An 18,774-nucleotide genomic window follows, 5' to 3' on the forward strand; every position below is an offset into this window, starting at 1 on the left:
TATAATTAATTAGTTTAGTTAGAGTAAATAAAATTCTGAAATTATAAGGTTAACCAATCTTTAATTGAAAGCAACCAAATTACATAATCTAATTAAGAAGGGAAAAAAACGTTAAGCATTATTTTTGTTCCCTCCTTGTTCAGTTTTTTTAATTCCGTTCAATTTCCTTTATGTCTTGATTCATACTATTAGTCAGCGTATCAATAAATTTTACAGTTGGATGTACTAAACTAAGATAATCCACGATATGCTCAATTAGCAATTTAAAGTCATAATAGGCATTTATATCCTCTTTTTTTCCAGTGTTTCTTCGACATTGTTCAAGAGCGTAATCAACGTTTCTTTCTATATCAAGAGTTAGTTGGGCTATCTCAGGAATTCTTAACATCTGCCATCCCTTATATCCAATAGCAGTAAATTCAAGTAGTGCATACCCTGTAAGTTTAAAATTATACTTTCTAGATAAATTAAATAATTTTACTCCATAATACAAACTTTTTAACTCATTTTTTAAATCCTGAGGTAAAGTAGCAATTTCCTCACTAATTTTGAGGTATTCGCTAAGAAACCTTTCACACATTTTCATTCTTTCTTCGAGGAAGTGTTCTCTTTTTTCTTCTTCGATAGCTTTTTTATCATTATTAGGGAGGCTAGGATCCGTGGTTCCTATAAGATGGCTTTTAAACTGTTCATAAGCCCGAATGATGCTTGCATCTGCATACTTTAAGTTCTTCTCTAATAAATCCATTATTTCATTAAAAATAGATTCAGTCTCTGGAAGTTCAATTAGTCTAGGGGGGGATCCAAATTTTTCATTAAGACGTTTATATCTTTCTGGTGCGAATTGTAACGTAATATCCCACATAGACTGACCTTCAGATAGTATGTAGTTTGTTATCTTAAAGATAAGAGGGGAATAGAGGTTTTGATATTGTTCTTTTTTATATTTCTCGTCTTCCCTTTTAAGTGTTAGTTTATGGGAGTAATATTGTGCTGTTGATGCTGCGCCAAAAGCCCCGATTAATGTGACTACTACTTCCCATCCTAGTGCCATTATAACTTCCCCCCCTTTCTGTAATTATTTAAAAATACAATATTTCAGAGTAACTTGGAAGAGTTTTAAAAGAATAAAATAAATATCTTTACAATTAATAACTTGTTATTGAGTATAGTTATTAAATAAAGTTTGTGATCACTGAAGAATGTATAATAACAAGGGCTTCCAAATGTTAAAATATTAATGTTTGATTATTGCTCATCTCGAAAGGGATATTAAAATAGTATTAGAGTAAAAATAGCAAAAATTCATTTTTTCACTAAAAAGGTATGACGGTGTTGTCAGTTACTGTGAGCTTTTAAGATGAAAGTTTAGGTAGAAGTAGAATGAAGGGAATTACAATTGATTCGCTAGATATGATAATAAGAAAGTAGTACTGACCCTTGGATTCTGGTGAAGGCACACATCACATTTAGTTATCAGGATAAGGAAATTTATATCCGAAATGATACGTATTCACCATTAGCGACAGATTTTACGGACCAAAATCTTGAAGTGACTAATTTAAAAGAAAAAGTTATTAATGGTATTATGATAGACGGCTTAGGAGCAAGCTTTGTATCAACTACCTTTGCTGTTAAAAAAGGCGTGTTGGCTACGAAGAAACTAATCACTATTTATACGTCAGGATCATTTCCAAAGGGCTTATTTAAAAATCCTGAAGATTTTGACGAGATTACAAAAAACCGTTCTTAGTGTGCTGAACCAGGGATTTTTATCTCTGGTTTTTATATATGCCAGTCTTTCAACTAAATTAAAATTATGTTGAAAGAGTAAGGAGGTGATCTTTATGTAAGTTCTCCACCCTTTTTACTATTTATATTATATAATTTTACTAAACTAACTATTATTGGAGGGTCTTCTTTTTGTATCGAAAAGAGCTTTTTGTCTTCAACCATGATCAATTTGTCCCTGCCGTGATTCGAAATTATGAAGAAAAAGACTTTCCCGGCTTAATTCGCGTTCAACAGGAAAGCTTTCCACCACCATTCCCGTCTGAATTGTGGTGGAATACGGAGCAATTGCATAATCATGTTACCATGTTCCCCGAAGGAGCCTTATGCATCGAAATCGATGGTGAAATTGCAGGTTCAATGACTGGATTGTTGGTTGAATTTGATTCCAAGCATCCGGAACATACATGGGAGGAAATTACGGACAATGGGTATATTCGAAATCATAAACCATATGGCAATACGCTCTATGTTGTAGATATTTGCGTAAGTCCCTCCTATCGAAAATTTGGTTTAGGAAAATGGCTGATGTTCTCGATGTATGACGTTGTTGTTCATAAAGGATTGGAACGGTTACTGGGAGGAGGAAGAATGCCTGGATATCATAAAAAAGTGAATGATCTGACGCCGGAACAATACCTTGAAGCTGTCGTAAAAGGCGAACTGAAAGATCCAGTCATCACCTTCCTGCTCCGCTGTGGTCGTACCCCCGTTCAAGTAGTGGCAAACTATTTAGAAGATAAAGAATCACATAATTACGGAACACTGATGGAGTGGAAAAATCCTTTTTGCCCATCAAAGTCAAAACAAGTCGAAGGCTAAAATAAATGGAATATATCAGATGTTGTTTGAACCTGTCGTTTTTAGCGGCAGGTTTTTTTGAGTATTAAGAGGATACTATGTACATCAAAGTAAATGAAGAAAATCAGATACAACTTGATACATTTAATCGCATTTGGATCGAATGCTGGAATGAAAAAGGATTTGAATTGGAGTTTCCCCCACAATCCGATAAATACATCATCCTAGATGAAAATGAAACCCCTATCGGAACAACGGAATTTATTCCGTATGGAATGAACAACAATGCATGTGAAACCTTTTCGGCTTTTTTTGTTTCCTTCTTATTTATAGAGATATTTCTCCGTTCCAAAAATTTGATAAAGGATTGAGCTTCGATCAACTTCAACTTTTCCAGCACTGTCAGGGGGATATCCTTAATATACTCTTGCTAAGCAATGCCTTCAGCTATCAGCCACTCCAAAAATAATTTATAATCAAGAACGTAATTCAAGAGGGTGGAAGGGAACCAGGTATCCAATTACTGCTCATGTACTTGATGTTGTCTGGTATTGGCCATTGGTTAACTCCTTTATAAAGTTTGATTTCTGCATAAAATTTAATTTTTCACGCAGAAAATGGATAACTTAATCAGAATAATATTGAAATAGTTAGGTAAGACCTTTTTAGAAAACCTTTGACTAACAGTAGTTTAGTTCTATACAAAATGGGTGTAGAACACAATAATATAAGAAGGGGGGAAGAATTGCTCGTAGTGATTGAAGAACAGCGAAATAAGTTTATAAAGCTCGTACAACAAGATCTGCTCGATGAAACAATTTCCGGGAGATTTGCAGTAGGTTTTTTCGAGGTTCTCATTGTGAGGGCTTTTTTTGTTGCAAATATAAACACCCAATTAATGTATTTTGGGAGTAATGAGCGTATATTGTATTGGATGCGCTTCAAAAGAATTATTTTAATAATAAGCCCATTTTACTAGTCTGGTTTGATATACAAGAAATGGAAAAATCGAGAGGGTCATTTTAATGAGTAGGGAAGTGTAAAAAATGCTCTGGAAAATTTACTTTTGGCTAATTATAGCTATATCGATAGCTTCAATGTTTGTAGAAGCGGTTCATGGTCCTGTGATAGAAACTACGGATACTGTTATCAGTATTATTTCCACGATTGGATTATTTGGTTATGTATATAACAAACAATTGTTATCAAAGTCATTCTGGAAATTCGTATTTATAATAACTGTAATTGAAGTGCTTGCATACACAATGTTGGATGTGCTTAATGATCCAGAACTTGGAGTAGGAGGAATGATTTTCGTTACAGCTTTCACGCTTATCATAATGTATCCTTTCTTTCTAGGTTTATATAGATATGGATTCCGTAAGCAAAATTTAGCTTAGTTACTTCATAATAGCAGGTGCATTTGTTTGAATAAGGCATTAAAAAAGGAGACCATAAAATATGTTAACAATCGATAATTATATTGATTCTATTAAAGCTAACCTTGATAAACATTCAGATTTGTTAGTAGGCAACCTTAAAAATATCATTACATACAACTATTTTTCTGAAATAGATTTGTTGGATTTTACCGTATTTATTGAGCCTACAAATTTTGAAATTTCAATAAGGATGTTCTCTATGGATAGAGAAGCTAACGAAGTTTTCTATGAAGGTAATGACACAACAGTTTTTGCAGGTAGTGTTGATGTAATTCCTGATGTAACATACTATCAGTTAATCGACAATTCATTGGATGATTTTATTGATAATTTATACGAAAATAACTATCCAGCAATATACGAGTTAGAACAAAAAGCGTTTACAGATTGGTTTGGTCAATGTTGGAAAAAATCAGGTGGGGATATATTGAATTTACCATCGTTCTTTGTTTTCCACGACGATACTAAATCATTTGAGTTAAAAAATAATCAATGGATTGATGATGAAGAAAAATGGTCATAAAAAACGATGAAGAATGCCTATATATAGGCATTCTTTTTTTATTATCGAAATATCAACATTAACGATTAACATAGCTTATTTTTAAAACATCTTGCAAAAAGCTTTCGGGAATTTGGAAACAAAATTGATACTGAAACAGCTAATCTCAGGCCACTAAGGATCAGTTGACCATCAAAACAGCCGAATATAACGCAAAGGTTAAAGAGCTTGCTGCAGCTAACAATACAATTAAAAACTTGAATGCTTCACTTAAATATGTGGAAGAAAAGGCTGGACAAGCTGATAAATTAGTCGCTGAACTTGAAAAAGAAATTCAAAAGGCTAATAAAGAATTGGAGAAACATGACAAAGAGGTTGAAAAAGCAAAACTAAAATTGAGGCTGCTGCTGAACCAATGACAAAAGAAGAAGTGGATGCAAAGATATCACTATAGATAAAGCAGATACACTATCAACAGAAGATGTACATTAAGAAGAATATCAATAAGTGTAAAATTCTTTTTTGTCTCAAAATATAAGAATACTAGTGGCAATGAGATACTAATAAAAAAAGCCTCTAAGATATACCTAGAGGTTTTTTCTGTCTACGGACTCCTGGAAAACCGTAAATGGAGTTTCCCAAATTATACATTATAATAAAAAGTAAAAATTTTATTATTTTTTTAATTCGTCTCAAAACAATAAGATTACTTGTTGTTTTGAGACAATTATATTGTGTACTATTAACTTCTTATAATTTATCTTATGCAAACTAAAAAACTTAAAATATAAAAAGTGTAATCTATAGACTACCCTCCCCATTTACGGATCAATTTTCAGAACTATCAGCTATTACAGCGCAGCCCTTATACTTATCTTGATGATATAGAGGATATGTTGCCATTTACTAAGTTTCAATTAGCTAAAAATAGTATGAGTACGGTCTTACAATCAAGGATAATTTTTTCAAACACCTACTACTCTCTCTCTTATATGGCGTTTCTTGTCAAAATTAAGATAAAGAAACTTATGGTAATTCAGGGACTTATGTATTAGTATGTAAAAGTAAATAGTTCTTAATAACGAATATCGGAGGGAGAAACGTGCGTAATAAAGGTATTTTATCTTTGGTTGCTGTAGGCCTATTTGCTTCATCATTGTCTGTAGGTGTTGTGAAGGCCGAAGGAAACGAGAACGGATTGGCAAGGAAAGCTATTGAACGTCAAGTGGAAAAAACACTTAACAAAGGTTTCGTTGATTCTAAAATATTTAAACAACTTGAAAAAGAAGTAAATGGTTCTCAACCGCAATCAGTTAAAGGTTCTAACAAAATGAGTAGAATGAGTAGTTCTTCCAGCGATGAATATATTTTTGAAACTGAGTACAATGATGACTTTGACTCAGCAGACAGCGCATCATACGAAAAAGGAACAATCGGTCAATTGCTTCCTTTAAATGATGTGGATTTTCATAAAATAGATGTTCCTAGTAGTGGAGTTTTATTAGTGGCTGGATTATCTGACTCATATGTTATTGATCTAGTATTTGCGGCTGTGCAAAAAGATTTTGTTACAAATAGTAACTTAGAATATTTAGGTAGTGAATTTGAGGATGGTGTTGAAGTACAAGCGTACCAAGCTAAAAAAGGAACCTACTATGTGGGGGTTATAGACCAAGATAACGAATACATTGACGATAATACTGAATACGACATTTATGCTACCGCAACAGCATTTGTAGACAATGTTAACCCATCTAAGCCAACTGTTTATAAGGTCGACAATAATGACAAAGTTGTCACTGGTAAAGCAGAAGTTAATTCAACTATAACTGTTAAAAGTGGAAGTAAAGTGTTAGGCTCTACAAAAGCAACATCTAAAGGAACGTTCTCTGTTAAAATTGCAGCTCAAAAAGCAGGTACTAAACTGACAATTACAGCTAAAGATAGTGCAGGGAATGTGAGTTCAAGTGTAACGGTAACTGTTGTGGACATTATTGCACCAAGTAAGCCAGCAGTAAATAAGGTTGACAATAATGATAAAGTTATCACTGGTAAAGCAGAAGCTAATTCAACTATAACTGTTAAAAGTGGAAGTAAAGTGTTAGGCTCTGCAAAAGCAACATCTAAAGGAACGTTCTCTGTTAAAATTGCAGTTCAAAAAGCAGGTACTAAATTGACAAGCACAGCTAAAGATAGTGCAGGGAATGTGAGTTCAAGTACAACGGTAACTGTTGTAGATGTTATTGCACCAAGTAAGCCAACAGTAAATAAAGTAGATGATAATGATAAAGTTGTTACTGGTAAAGCAGAAGCTAATTCAACTGTAACTGTTAAAAGTGGAAGTAAAGTGTTAGGTTCTGCAAAAGCAAGTTCTAAGGGGAGCTACTCAGTTAAGATTAAAGCACAGAAAAAAGGAACTACACTTTCAATAACTACAAAGGATAAAGCAGGGAATACTAGTTCAAAGGCAACTACTAAAGTTGTAAAACATTAAGTTCAATATAACAAAAAGGGAGCCTGGTGGTTCCCTTTTTTCATTTGGAAGGCCTTAGTGAGTCATAATAATACTCGTTAGCACATCTTAATTTATCCCAATATGTAGAATGGTAGGTGTCTCTATAAGGGATAAGAGAGTACTATACCTAAATAGAGTTACATGTTTTATATGATTGTTTGTCAAAATCAGAACCCATTCGTATTGAGGAAGAGGTACGAAAAGTGATTGAGAATGCTTTGCGACCATTGTATAGAGAAAATATAGATATGATTTTTATAAAAAAGTTTGAAAACAATTTATAGAAATCAAAATTTTTTCAAATACAAGCCATTGGGAATTCCAATGCTCATCCTCTCCCTATAATATAGAAAGAAAGTTTTGTGTATGTTGCTGGCTACAATAAAAGAATTGATTTTATTAACGTTTAGATGGATGACTAGGTAATACAGATTGAAATAGTTGTTTAGCTAACGAATGACAAGGCTGTTGAAGCTTCGAAAATTGTTCAATAATTTCACCTTGATCTAATACAAGAATTTGTGAAGCTATAAAACGAGCTACTTGTATATCGTGTGTAATAAATAATAAACTCAGTTGTTGTTTCTCCGCAATAGTTGAAGCAGTTGTAATATTTTTTTTGTAATACTAGATCTAAGCTAATTGTTACTTCATCTAATATAAATATAGATGGTTTAGTGGCTATTGCTTTAGCAATGGCCAAACGTTGTTGTTGACCACCACTCAATTCTTCTGGATAGCGCTGGAGCAAAGATGGTTCTAATCCGACAGTATCCAATAAGTAAATCAATTCGTTTTTATAAGAAGGTAAATCAAAATTTTTTAGTGGTTCTTTTAGAATATCTGCAACTTTTTGTAAGGGATTAAGTGAAGCATAACTATTTTGAAAAACACCCTGAATTTCTTTTCGTTTTTGTTTATAGTACGACTTTGTTAATTTCTCTCCTCTAAATACCATTTCACCAGATGCATTTAAGTAATTGTAAATAAAAGGGGTTATATCTAAATTTCGAAAAAAATTTGATTGGAGCGGGTGTACGAGACTCCTGCGGGAAAAGCGCGTCCAAGGGAGACCCCACAGGCGCCAACAGCGCCGAGGAGGCTCTCCCTTGGACCGCCCGCGGAAAGCGAGTGCCTGGAGTGTAAATCAACGTTCATATTTTACACTCCCTCAAAAAAATGTAGGCAATTATCGAGTTTGTCTACAGTCTGAACAAAAGGTGCTTCCTATGCGAAGCACCTTTTGATTAGCATGCTTTTCTAACCTGCTCCATCTTTAAATGAAGATTTCCTATCCAATCCCATATGGAATATTTTTTTTTAACCGATGATTACATCTCGGTATGTACTCTTATTCGTATTTTACTGTTCCACTTCACAGTGAGATAGAAAATTTATTGAAGTTCTCACCTATCCATGATACCTTCAGTTTATAGGGAATGGTTGGGAGGAATAGGTTTTGAACACGAAGGCATTTATATTGGCATCAATTACAGTTATTATTTGGGGATCTACATTCGCTGCTATTCGTGCAAGCTTACATGGCGGTTATTCAGCTGGCCATTTGGTACTTGTTCGTTATCTTATAGCATCAGGGATTTTTGTCCTATATGCTCTATGGCCTGGGGTGAAATTTCGACTCACGAAAAAAGTGGATTTGTTGAGGATATCGATCCTTGCATTTATTGGTATTAGTATTTACCATATCGGGGTGACATTCGGGGAACAAACAGTTTCGGCGGGAACGGCTGGAATGCTGATTGGTTCAGCACCTGTCTTCATCGCGATCATTGCTGCTTTCGTCTTAAAAGAACGCCTCGGCCTATTCGGATGGATTGGTTTAGGAATAGGGTTCACAGGAATCACCTTAATAACTTTAGGTACTGCAGGCCCTTCCCTGAATATTTCTGAAGGAGCCTTTTTAGTTCTGATGTCGGCTATTGCTTCTGCAGTGTTTTTTGTTTTCCAAAAGCCACTGTTCAGCCGTTATAATCCGATTGAATTGACTGCGTATTTCACATGGATCGGTACAATACCCTTTTTAATATTTATACCTGGGCTATTTCAAGAAATTCAACATGCTACAATGGAAGGTCATTTATCAGCGATTTTTGTTGGTATTTTCCCTGCGGCCATCGGTTATGTAACATGGGCAGTCGCTTTATCATTAGGAAAAGCAAGTTCTGTATCTAGTTTGTTATACCTTGAACCTGTGATTGCCATTTTCGTCGCTTGGGTTTGGCTGCGGGAAGTACCTAGTACTCTTTCGGTCATTGGCGGCGGAATTGCGATATTAGGGGTTCTTGTTGTTAATGGGTTCGGAAAGTATAAATCAGTGATGAAAAAAGCAGCATGATAGTTGTTTAAAAAATCGTAGCATTTTAAATTCATCGTGAAGAGTGAACGTTTATTCATCAACAAATAGGAGGGTACCAAAAAAAGGAATTCACCCAGGTTGCTGAGGTCAATCAGATACACCTGGGGAATCGGATTTTTTCCTCCTATTTTATTTACCTGAAATTAAATCTTTTTTTAAAGTCCCAATCCAATTTAAATGAATTATTTTCACCTGTTAAAAATTTATAATCAATATAGGACTTTTCTTTCCTAGTCATTCCATCGACATATGGGGAATAGGTCCGGAATAACAATACATTTTTCTTTTCATCAAATTCTACAAGTCTTAGCCAGCCATTACCCCCTCGATAATTCGTTTGGTAATTGACCAGCATTTGAATGACATCATTTCCTGCCGAGTTTTGTTTTACCCGATGCGCTATCCCGTAAAAATGTCCATTAACCGTCATGAATACTTGATTATGGGTCTTTACGAGTTCATCCCAAATCAGCCGGCCATTGGACGATTCGACGGCAATGGTTTTATCATCCTTAATCTTCGGGAATATAATATCATGTGAGACGAGGATTGTCGGTTTATCTTTATGCTGGTCTAGAACTTTTTTTGACCATTCCAGATCTTTATGCAGATTTTTCATATCCACGATTAAAACTAAGTATTCATAACTCCCTGCCTTAGCGATTGCATATGAGCTATACCCAGAGGGAGCCGACCCCTTATAGTATTTTTTATTCATAAAACGCTGTGGCCCATAATGTGTTAAAAAAGGATCTCCGGCAGCATAGTCATGATTCCCAGCCGCCATCATATATGGAATTTCCTTTTTTTCTAAAAGGGAAATGGCTCTGAGTGAATTCTGCCACTGTTTTTCTGAATCACTATCGACAATGTCCCCAACAAATGTATTCATGATAATATTGTTCTTCTTGGTGTTATTGGATATCCAGTTCATTTGGCTATTGAAAATCTCAGGATTTTGGCTTGAATATTTCTGGGTATCTGGAACAAAAAGGAAATTATAATTCTTCTTATTCGTTAGAATGGGGAAGGACTTGTTTGATCCTTCAAAGGGTTCATCGTCACGAGCATCCTGTACTAGCCATTCTTTTTCAGTTAAGGCCTTATTGGCAATTCGTATTTCCTGGATATTCCCTCCGAAAAGCGCATCCAACTTATTTCCCCACTCTGTTGCTCCGATATTCCAGCCTTTACCTTTTAATGCTGCAATACCTATGGCCTGTTCTGATTCTCCATAATCACTAACGCCATTTAAAGTTAGAGTCGTTGTGCTACCATCATTAACGACTGCCAAATGGTACCATTCACCAGCATTTAAAGATCGAGACCAATTGCTTACATTATAGTTTAAATTGGATGGATGGCTTGTCCAGTGCAATTTTTGATCACTGGATATAGATAAAGCAGAAAGGATTTTTTTCTCGCCTTCCATTTTATTAAGATCAGCTGCCTGTCCTTGTCTTGAAAAAAGGCCCATGTCACTTTTGGGTTTCCTTGGCATCTTAAATACCGCTTCAATGGTAAAACCACCATCGAAATTCTCCGAATTGATAGGTGCATCCCGTTTGGTTTTGAAATATCTTCCTGCAGGGGCGTTTTCGTAATTGGCGAATTTCAAGCTATCAACTTTATCTTGAGCATAATAATCTTCTTCAGACCATTTCAACATATTTTTTAATTCGGGTGATGCAGGGTCTCCTATCGTCACTAACTCTAAATCGTTTCCTTGTTTGGTTGTATCTTCAATAATTAAATTACCTTTATCGATTGAACCGCTTTTAACATGTTGTTTTGTGAATTTCCAATTTGCAACGATACTGCTCCGATCATTTTCAGCAACGGAATTTAAAGAATCGGCTGACTTGGCAATACCAGGAACAATCATACATAAGAGTGAGAGACCTATAAATGCTTTTTTCATTCTCATAATATATTCACCCCTTTAAATTAGATTAAGCAATTTAAGAATAATGGTTAAACATGTATTCTTTTCTTACTACCTGGGTAATTTTTGAGAAATAAGCCTAGGTAGGGGAGATTCCGTATAAGCTGCAATAAGGTATAGTTTGCTTATCTTCTCGATAACTTATTAAGGATGAGTAAAAAAGACTTATTACTAAAAAAGACATTAGGAGATAAGGCCTAATGCCTACGATTTGAAATCAAGGATAACAACTAATTTGAAGTATTTTGTTCTTTAGGTGGGAGGGGAGGAAAACAAGCAATGTGTTAGTATTAGGACAGTGATCCATCAAGATAATGAGGTGAAAAAAAATGGTGAGAAGGAGATAGGTAGCCTCCTGTAATAGATGTGGTATAAATCTTAGGAGGCTATCTTGAATTATAGGAGATGTATGAGTTATGAAACAAAACAAATATGATGATGCAAATTTCTTTTCTGAGTATGAGCAAATGCCACGATCAGTCAAAGGACTCGAAGCTGCCGGAGAATGGCATGTATTAAAAGAGCTAATGCCAAATCTGCGTAATAAAACGGTACTTGATTTGGGCTGCGGTTTCGGCTGGCATTGCCGATTTGCCCGAGAGCAACAGGCAAGTTCCGTCGTTGGTGTGGATATTTCCGGCAATATGCTTCAAAGAGCACGTGAAAAAACGGATGACCCTTGTATTTCATATATTAAAATGCCGATTGAAGATATCGATTTTTCCGGCTCTGAATTTGATGTGGTTATCAGTTCATTGGCTTTTCATTACATTGAGTCATATGAGGCAATCTGCAAAAAGGTCCATGATTGTTTAAAGCCCGGAGGCACTTTTGTTTTCTCGGTTGAACATCCAATCTTTACTTCTCGCAACGAACAAGCTTGGTATGACGATGATCACGGAAATCATCTGCATTGGCCAGTTGACAACTATCAGCACGAAGGTGTGAGAGAAACAACCTTCTTAACCGAAAACGTAGTAAAGTATCATCGAACGATTTCAACATATATGAATGACTTGATTGGTGCTGGTTTCAGCATAAAGGCAGTAAAGGAACCGACGCCTTCTGATGACATGTTAAAAAGTGTTCCTGAAATGAAAGATGAAAATCGAAGGCCCATGTTTTTAATGATCTCAGCAGTAAAGGAAGCGAAAATATTGAAGTAAACGAAAAAAAGGCGTTTCTACGAAAGTAGGGACGCCTTTTTATTTACTATCATAATTTTCTATGCAATTAAGCGTTGATTATCGACTTTAATTAGGTAATGATTAAATAGTTAAATATGGAAATGGGAGTTTGGAGGAGGGAAATTGAATGGAGAAGGTATTTCCGGTTATTGAAACAAAACGATTGATTTTAAGGGAAGTAACAATAGAAGACGCGGGTGATATGTTCAAATATCTATCTGATACGGATGTAGTGAAGCCAATGGGATTAGATCCATGCCAAACCGTAAATGACGTATGGGATGAAATTAAGTGGTACGAATCTATATTCGAAGAAGGTTCGGGAATCAGATGGGGAATTACATTAAAGAATTCCGGTAAGGTTATAGGAAGTTGTGGTTTTCTGAATATGGTCACCAAACATCATCGAGCTGAAATTGGATATGAATTAACTAAAGATCAATGGGGAAAAGGCATTGCGAGTGAAGCGTTGGAAGCCGTCGTTATGTATGGTTATCGTCACTTTCACCTGGAAAGGATTGAAGCCTTGATTGAACCGGATAATCTCCCATCCCAAAAACTAGTGGAAAAGCAAGGGTTTAGAAGAGAAGGATTGCTAAGGCATTATGAATATACCTGTGGCAAATTCGATGATTTATATATGTACTCACTAATAAAAGAAGATCTTAACGGCATTTCCTTTTAATTAACCCGAAGCTATTTTACGATTTTACCGAGGGGATGATTACCAATTTGGAAGGGGATTTTAGCGGTCACTTGCTGAAGATAAGCTCAATGCAAAGTTAGAATTAAAATTTATGAATTTCACCCATAAAAAACCGCTTTTCCTTTTTTAGATGGTTTGTAAAATTTGAACGCTGATTGGAACGTAGGGCGACTCGCTTTCCGCGGAGCCCCTCGGCGCTCTTTGCGCCTGTGGGGTCTCCCCTAGACACGCTTTTCCTGCAGGAGTCTCGAACACCCACTCCAATCAACTTTGTTTTGAAATTTAGATAGAAACCCTTTTGTGTAAAAACTGGAATCGGATTTCATCATACCGATTTCTGCCTATATAAACTCGAAAATAATTGAATTTGTTCTACAGTTTTACTGATGGTTTGTAAAATTTGAACGCCATTTCAGCACTTGCTTTCTTAACAGGGCTATCTCTAAGGGACGTTGCTTGTATTTCATTCAGGTTGTGCTTATCGTGAAAAGTTTGAACAATGGTTATACCAAGAGAAGATGATACCCAATAAGATAATGGAATTTGGCATGATAGATGGAATCATCGGTTGTGTAGCAGCTGGTCTAGGTATAAGTATGCTTCCACAAAGTGTGATTACAAAGCAGGTACAAGACGGAATCATTAGACAACATTCAATTCCGAATCTATACGGAAAAGTCAAGACAGTGTTCATTTATCGAAAAGATAAGTATGTACCTGCGTCTTTAATTAAATTTATTAATATGATATGTGATGAGGAGGAATTGTTAGATAATAAGAGGTTAATTTAAGTGGAGTGATATTTTCTTCAATTTACAAAGATTGTGAAGAAATGTACTTAAACTACCATGAAAATAGACTTCTGGAATTTAGGGGAAAAGGCAATACTTAAGAAGACGCAGCTCATTGTTTTTTTAAAAAGGGGAGAGCGCCTAATTTACTGATTTATTGTAGGTAAGTGGACTGGATAAAAATGCTTCAGGTTCTTGCAATGTAACTGTGTATCCTAAACTTTCAAGTTTTCTAGTAAAAGCCGAAAACTTGATTGTTGTCTCTGCTTATCATAGTAGTCCTCGCCTAAGTCTAGATACATTTCTTTTCGAGTTAAGAGATATTAGGAGATACGTGACATGGCATAAGCGACTAATATTCCTGCTCATTTCTTACCTTTTCGTGATGCTGTACGCCTATACAGTTCTCCGAGATAGTTTTTAGATGATGCGAATTGATATAACCTTTAAGGGCGAGTTCTAGTTCATCTTTCTCCTTTTTCATTGTGCGTCGAGCAAAGTTTGCTAGTTTTTCAGGATCTTCTTCACCATCGGCAATTGCGTTAAGCATGTCTCGAGCCGAAACACCCATAAGGTCTGAAACACAGAACCTAGCTTAATATTTGCGCTTCATGGATGGCTAACGGGTGCGTTAGCTGAGGATCAGAGCAGTCTTTAAGGCAACTTTTTCTTTATGGAACTACCATGAAAATAAGTTTCTTTAAAAATGAAAAATGACAATACTTAAGAAGACCCTGCTCAATCGTTTAAAAAAAAGAGGAGAGCGTTAATTAATTAGTCTATAGATTAGGGTTGACTGGATTAAGGTCAGTATCAGTATTGACACTTCCTAACCATTTTCATTCTTTGTGGTGAATCGCCGATTTTTGCGATTCATGGATGGCTATCGGGGCAGTTTGGTTTTAAAGGCTGGAACTATTATGCAATGTAGACGTCTCTAAATATATATGGAGGTGGAGTAAGGTAGTGGAAGAAAACGGGATTATCGACTGCCACCCACCAATCCGATTCTGGATAGATGGGTGGCAATATTCTTGATGTTCTGGCAGGCTGCTGTGAGTCACACTTGTCCCCTCACTTTTATATTCCCGCGTAACTATTTTACCGTTCGTAAAAGTACACTTTTCGAGGGTATAACAAAAGGTAAAGCCCATGGATCTAGACAGACTATGGGTTTTGTATTTCGAATAAGATAGCTTATGTTAACTAGGAACTATATCATATCTAAATGAGTTATTTCCCAATGTTTATTCTTAATAAGTTGCTCTAAATTCTCTTTATCTCTTTTTTTAAAGTAATTGGTAATTTCTTTATGATCTTCATTCATTTCCTCTAATACGGCAAAAAGCTTTTCTTCATTATTACTTAAATAAATTTGTCTAACAAAACTATTTTGTAAAGAATCAAGAAGATCTATTAATGTAGGATTATTGCATTTATCAATATATACTTTATGGAATTGATTTTGGTATTTTTGATAATCTAAATAATTTTTTGTTGAAATTGAAAATTCAATTTTCTTAACCAAATCTTCCATACGTTCAATGTCACTTTCTGTGATATGCTCTAAAGATAAAGAGGCTGCTAAAGAATCCAATACACTAACAATTCGAAAAACATCTAGCTTTTTCTTGGTATCAAGTTCTTTTACAATAAATCCTTTTCTAGGAAGATACTCGAGCAAATTGTCTGAAGCTAGTTGTATCAAAGCTTCCCTTACAGGAGTTCTACTTACTCCTAATTTTTCGCATAATACCGATTCATTTATCTTATGCTTAGGAAGTAAGGTTCCGTTCTGAATTCTTTCAGTTATATAATCATATACGAGATCTTTTAATGATTGATATCTATTTTTGATAGCGTTTCCTCCTAAGCCAAAAATTAATAGTATATAGTATACAATATATAATTCGAAATTCTTGTCTTTTATATTAGCACCATCTTTTACAGACTTCAATATCTCTATTATTTATTATTATATTTAAGATATAAAACGACTCCTATTTCCATTTTTTTATGAATTGTTGTTTTAAGTGATTCAAGTTGATATAGCGTTTAGCATTAGTAATAATTGCAGTTTAAAGAATTTTTAAGAATAAAATAATAAAGCATTGAAAAATAGAAAAGTTAATTGTATAATTCGGTATGTAAAATATTTTCTGACTATTCTGTACTATATACAATATGAAGTATATTGTATATTGTATATAGTATGCATTTCTTTTAGGTTTTTTAAACTATTTGTATTAGATACCTTAATGTTAAGAAATAAACCCAAGAAAACATTAGGTGGAAACTGTAATGTGGAAGGGGTGGAGTATGAAATATACAATATATTATATACAAAATAAAATTCAAGTTTCAACAAGACCATTTTTACGAAGTTATAAAATTAGAGGTGAGAAAAATATGAGTGAGAATAACTTTAAAGATGTGCAAGATGGAACAAAAGCGGTATGGGCAGGAGAAAAAGAATCTCTTGCTTATAATGCAACCCAAGTTCCTGTAGTTCTTAGTGTAGCCTACAATTACGATGACGTTGACGAATGGCAAGAAGTTGCCCTTGGAAATAAACCTGGTTATACCTATAATCGAATGGCAAATCCAACTGTTCAAGCACTGGAAGAAAAAGTAAGGGTGCTTGAGGGGGCAGAGAAAGCTGTAGGTTTTTCAACAGGAATGGCTGCTATTAGTAGTACATTATATACATTTCTAAGACCAGGAGATCGGGTTGTATCAGTTAAAGATACTTATGGGGGAACCAATAAAATTTTTACTGAATTCTTGCCCAATATTGATGTCGATGTGACATTGTGTAATACCGGAAACCATAAAGAAATTGAAGCTGAAGTGGTCAAAGGGTGTAAAGTACTATATTTAGAGTCTCCTACTAACCCTACTATGAAAGTTACTGATATTGAGAGGATAGCAAGAGTCGGAAAATCAGTGGGTGCATTAGTTATCATAGATAATACGTTTGCTACTCCAATTAATCAAAATCCTCTTCAATTAGGAGTTGATATTGTAGTCCATAGTGCAACTAAATTCTTAAGTGGACATGCAGATGCATTAGGTGGCATAGTATGTGGCTCTGAAAAATTAATGAAAAAAGTCTATCATTATCGTGAAATTAATGGAGCAACTATGGACCCATGGTCAGCCTACCTTATTTTAAGAGGGATGAAAACGTTAAAGCTTCGTGTACGGCAACAAGAAAAAAGTGCAATGGAAATTGCAAAGTATCTTCAAAAGAAAAAGCTTGTTGACGCAGTTTATTACCCGGGTTTGGAAGCGCATCCACATCATGATATCGCAAAGAAACAAATGAGAGGGTTCGGTGGGATATTAAGTTTTGTATTAAAAGATGAAATGAAAGCAATCAAAATTTTATTATCAAAATTAAAATATGCAAACAAAGCTGGAAACCTTGGAGCCGTTGAAACTATATATGGGCCTGCAAGAACGACTAGCCATGTTGAATGTACTATTGAAGAGCGTAAAGCCCTTGGTATACCAGAAGGTTTAGTTCGTATCTCTGTAGGTATCGAAGATACAGAAGATCTTATAGCAGATTTAGAGCAAGCTTTTTCTTACTTAGAATCCAATTACCCTGTTAGCTGTAATTGAAAGCATAAAATATTACTAATGGAAGAGGTATTGAAATATGACACATAAGATAGCATTACTTGGATTTGGTGTAGTTGGTCAAGGGTTAGCTGAAATTTTACAAGATAAAAGTAAGTCACTACGTAGTGGTTTTAACTTTGATGCAAAAATCGTTGCTATTTCTGATGTTATGAAAGGTTCCCTTTATGATCCTAAGGGGTTGGATCTTTCTTTAGCGTTACAAGCTGTAAAGGAAACAGGAAAATTAGATAGTTACCCTGAGACTCCTAGCTTGGAAAGAGGGTGGGATAGTTTTCAAACAATACGTGAGAGTAATGCAGACACTATTGTTGAAATTACCTTTACTGATGTAAAAACAGGACAACCTGCCATTGATCATTGTAAAGCAGCATTTGAAAGTCAAAAGAACGTAGTAATGAGTAATAAAGGTCCGGTTTCTCTAGCTTATCAAGAGTTAGCTGAATTAGCAAAAAAAAATGATGTTCGTTGGGGCTTTGAAGGAACAGTTATGAGTGGAACCCCAGCATTAAGAATGCCACTGAGTTCATTGGCAGGGAATAGCATTTTTGAAATACGAGGGATTTTAAATGGAACAACTAATTATATCCTAACTAAAATGGAAGAAGGATTGAGTTATCAAGATGCATTGTCAGAGGCACAAGCTCTTGGTTATGCAGAAGCAGATCCGACTAGCGACGTTGAGGGATATGATGCTCAATATAAAGCTACCATTCTTGCTAACATTGTAATGGGTATTCCAATGAAACGGGAAGAAGTAGAATGTGAAGGGATTAGTCATTTTACTGAAAAGGACATTGAGTGGGCAAAATCAGAAGGTAAGAGATGGAAGTTAATTGCTAAATGTATAAAGGATGGCGATAAAGTCATTGCCAAGGTAGGACCTGAAGCTATACCTCTTACAGATCCTCTAGCTGGAGTTTTAGGTGCACAAAATGCTATTACTTATGATTGTGATTTAGCTGGCCCAATTACCTTAATTGGAGCGGGAGCTGGACGTAAAGAAACAGGATTCTCGATTCTTATTGATTTAATCAACATTAACCGTGATCAATTATAATAATAATTCGTT

At 35.1% G+C, this 18,774-nt stretch carries 19 protein-coding genes; 14 read left to right on the forward strand and 5 right to left on the reverse strand.

Translation table 11 applies throughout. The features are described 5' to 3' along the window. Nucleotides 1-148 precede the first annotated feature (148 nt). Nucleotides 149-1,054 carry a hypothetical protein gene (locus ACZ9AO_RS00185; RefSeq protein ID WP_476108148.1) on the reverse strand — a complete coding sequence of 302 codons (906 nt, stop codon included), beginning with the start codon at nt 1,052-1,054 and terminating at the stop codon, nt 149-151. Between the two features lie 396 nt (nt 1,055-1,450). Between ACZ9AO_RS00185 and ACZ9AO_RS00190 the strand changes: the two genes are divergently transcribed. From ACZ9AO_RS00190 to ACZ9AO_RS00225, 8 genes are all read left to right on the forward strand, one after another. After that, nucleotides 1,451-1,753, forward strand: a complete 303-nt coding sequence (locus tag ACZ9AO_RS00190; protein ID WP_476108149.1) for a hypothetical protein — start codon at nt 1,451-1,453, stop codon at nt 1,751-1,753. A gap of 170 nt (nt 1,754-1,923) precedes the next feature. Next, nucleotides 1,924-2,613, forward strand: a complete 690-nt coding sequence (locus tag ACZ9AO_RS00195) for a GNAT family N-acetyltransferase (RefSeq protein WP_476108150.1) — start codon at nt 1,924-1,926, stop codon at nt 2,611-2,613. A 77-nt stretch (nt 2,614-2,690) separates the two neighbouring features. Then, nucleotides 2,691-2,963, forward strand: coding sequence for a hypothetical protein (locus tag ACZ9AO_RS00200; protein WP_476108151.1), 273 nt, complete (start codon nt 2,691-2,693; stop codon nt 2,961-2,963). A gap of 374 nt (nt 2,964-3,337) precedes the next feature. Next, nucleotides 3,338-3,571 (forward strand): hypothetical protein, encoded by a 234-nt coding sequence (locus ACZ9AO_RS00205; RefSeq protein ID WP_476108152.1) that lies wholly within the window; start codon nt 3,338-3,340, stop codon nt 3,569-3,571. A gap of 67 nt (nt 3,572-3,638) precedes the next feature. After that, entirely contained in the window at nt 3,639-3,992 is a 354-nt protein-coding gene (locus tag ACZ9AO_RS00210) for a hypothetical protein (RefSeq protein ID WP_098175180.1), read from the forward strand. Nucleotides 3,993-4,053: 61 nt separating this feature from the next. Then, the gene (locus ACZ9AO_RS00215) at nt 4,054-4,557 is read left to right on the forward strand and encodes a hypothetical protein (protein WP_476108153.1); all 504 of its coding nucleotides are present in this window, start codon (nt 4,054-4,056) and stop codon (nt 4,555-4,557) included. A 164-nt stretch (nt 4,558-4,721) separates the two neighbouring features. Further along, a complete protein-coding gene (locus ACZ9AO_RS00220; RefSeq protein WP_476108154.1) occupies nt 4,722-4,955 on the forward strand; it encodes a hypothetical protein in 234 nt (77 codons plus the stop codon). A 683-nt stretch (nt 4,956-5,638) separates the two neighbouring features. Continuing rightward, on the forward strand, nt 5,639-7,030 hold the full coding sequence (locus ACZ9AO_RS00225; RefSeq protein WP_476108155.1) for an Ig-like domain-containing protein: 1,392 nt from the start codon (nt 5,639-5,641) through the stop codon (nt 7,028-7,030). A gap of 517 nt (nt 7,031-7,547) precedes the next feature. Here ACZ9AO_RS00225 and ACZ9AO_RS00230 read toward each other — a convergent pair. Next, entirely contained in the window at nt 7,548-8,132 is a 585-nt protein-coding gene (locus ACZ9AO_RS00230) for an ATP-binding cassette domain-containing protein (protein ID WP_476108464.1), read from the reverse strand. Nucleotides 8,133-8,510: 378 nt separating this feature from the next. Here ACZ9AO_RS00230 and ACZ9AO_RS00235 point away from each other — a divergent pair, with 378 nt between their 5' ends. Continuing rightward, nucleotides 8,511-9,407 carry a DMT family transporter gene (locus ACZ9AO_RS00235; protein WP_476108156.1) on the forward strand — a complete coding sequence of 299 codons (897 nt, stop codon included), beginning with the start codon at nt 8,511-8,513 and terminating at the stop codon, nt 9,405-9,407. 154 nt (nt 9,408-9,561) lie between these two features. Here the strand turns inward: ACZ9AO_RS00235 and ACZ9AO_RS00240 are convergent, their stop codons facing one another. After that, the gene (locus ACZ9AO_RS00240) at nt 9,562-11,355 is read right to left on the reverse strand and encodes a laminin G domain-containing metallophosphoesterase family protein (protein ID WP_476108157.1); all 1,794 of its coding nucleotides are present in this window, start codon (nt 11,353-11,355) and stop codon (nt 9,562-9,564) included. Between the two features lie 434 nt (nt 11,356-11,789). Here ACZ9AO_RS00240 and ACZ9AO_RS00245 point away from each other — a divergent pair, with 434 nt between their 5' ends. The 3 genes from ACZ9AO_RS00245 to ACZ9AO_RS00255 all read left to right on the forward strand — a co-directional run bounded on the left by ACZ9AO_RS00245 (nt 11,790) and on the right by ACZ9AO_RS00255 (nt 14,057). Continuing rightward, a complete protein-coding gene (locus ACZ9AO_RS00245; protein WP_476108158.1) occupies nt 11,790-12,539 on the forward strand; it encodes a class I SAM-dependent methyltransferase in 750 nt (249 codons plus the stop codon). A gap of 148 nt (nt 12,540-12,687) precedes the next feature. Beyond that, the gene (locus ACZ9AO_RS00250; protein ID WP_476108159.1) at nt 12,688-13,245 is read left to right on the forward strand and encodes a GNAT family N-acetyltransferase; all 558 of its coding nucleotides are present in this window, start codon (nt 12,688-12,690) and stop codon (nt 13,243-13,245) included. Nucleotides 13,246-13,718: 473 nt separating this feature from the next. Beyond that, the gene (locus ACZ9AO_RS00255) at nt 13,719-14,057 is read left to right on the forward strand and encodes a LysR substrate-binding domain-containing protein (protein WP_476108160.1); all 339 of its coding nucleotides are present in this window, start codon (nt 13,719-13,721) and stop codon (nt 14,055-14,057) included. A 352-nt stretch (nt 14,058-14,409) separates the two neighbouring features. Here the strand turns inward: ACZ9AO_RS00255 and ACZ9AO_RS00260 are convergent, their stop codons facing one another. Both ACZ9AO_RS00260 and ACZ9AO_RS00265 read right to left on the reverse strand, forming a co-directional pair. Continuing rightward, on the reverse strand, nt 14,410-14,607 hold the full coding sequence (locus ACZ9AO_RS00260) for a hypothetical protein (protein ID WP_476108161.1): 198 nt from the start codon (nt 14,605-14,607) through the stop codon (nt 14,410-14,412). Between the two features lie 663 nt (nt 14,608-15,270). Further along, a complete protein-coding gene (locus ACZ9AO_RS00265; RefSeq protein ID WP_476108162.1) occupies nt 15,271-16,014 on the reverse strand; it encodes a GntR family transcriptional regulator in 744 nt (247 codons plus the stop codon). A gap of 452 nt (nt 16,015-16,466) precedes the next feature. On the opposite strand from ACZ9AO_RS00265, the gene ACZ9AO_RS00270 reads away from it, so the two are divergent. Both ACZ9AO_RS00270 and ACZ9AO_RS00275 read left to right on the forward strand, forming a co-directional pair. Next, entirely contained in the window at nt 16,467-17,684 is a 1,218-nt protein-coding gene (locus ACZ9AO_RS00270; RefSeq protein WP_476108465.1) for a cystathionine gamma-synthase family protein, read from the forward strand. A gap of 37 nt (nt 17,685-17,721) precedes the next feature. Next, complete coding sequence (locus ACZ9AO_RS00275) at nt 17,722-18,762, forward strand: homoserine dehydrogenase (protein ID WP_476108163.1); 1,041 nt, start codon at nt 17,722-17,724, stop codon at nt 18,760-18,762. Nucleotides 18,763-18,774 lie beyond the last annotated feature (12 nt).

The organism is Peribacillus sp. TE19612 (genome assembly GCF_056279465.1).

Coding starts and splice junctions, on each gene's coding strand:
- ACZ9AO_RS00250 (WP_476108159.1), top strand. CDS start 12,688: ATGGAGAAGGTATTTCCGGTTATTGAAACAAAACGATTGATTTTAAGG.
- ACZ9AO_RS00215 (WP_476108153.1), top strand. CDS start 4,054: ATGTTAACAATCGATAATTATATTGATTCTATTAAAGCTAACCTTGAT.
- ACZ9AO_RS00200 (WP_476108151.1), top strand. CDS start 2,691: ATGTACATCAAAGTAAATGAAGAAAATCAGATACAACTTGATACATTT.
- ACZ9AO_RS00260 (WP_476108161.1), bottom strand. CDS start 14,607: ATGCTTAACGCAATTGCCGATGGTGAAGAAGATCCTGAAAAACTAGCA.
- ACZ9AO_RS00275 (WP_476108163.1), top strand. CDS start 17,722: ATGACACATAAGATAGCATTACTTGGATTTGGTGTAGTTGGTCAAGGG.
- ACZ9AO_RS00185 (WP_476108148.1), bottom strand. CDS start 1,054: ATGGCACTAGGATGGGAAGTAGTAGTCACATTAATCGGGGCTTTTGGC.
- ACZ9AO_RS00240 (WP_476108157.1), bottom strand. CDS start 11,355: ATGAGAATGAAAAAAGCATTTATAGGTCTCTCACTCTTATGTATGATT.
- ACZ9AO_RS00245 (WP_476108158.1), top strand. CDS start 11,790: ATGAAACAAAACAAATATGATGATGCAAATTTCTTTTCTGAGTATGAG.
- ACZ9AO_RS00210 (WP_098175180.1), top strand. CDS start 3,639: ATGCTCTGGAAAATTTACTTTTGGCTAATTATAGCTATATCGATAGCT.
- ACZ9AO_RS00270 (WP_476108465.1), top strand. CDS start 16,467: ATGAGTGAGAATAACTTTAAAGATGTGCAAGATGGAACAAAAGCGGTA.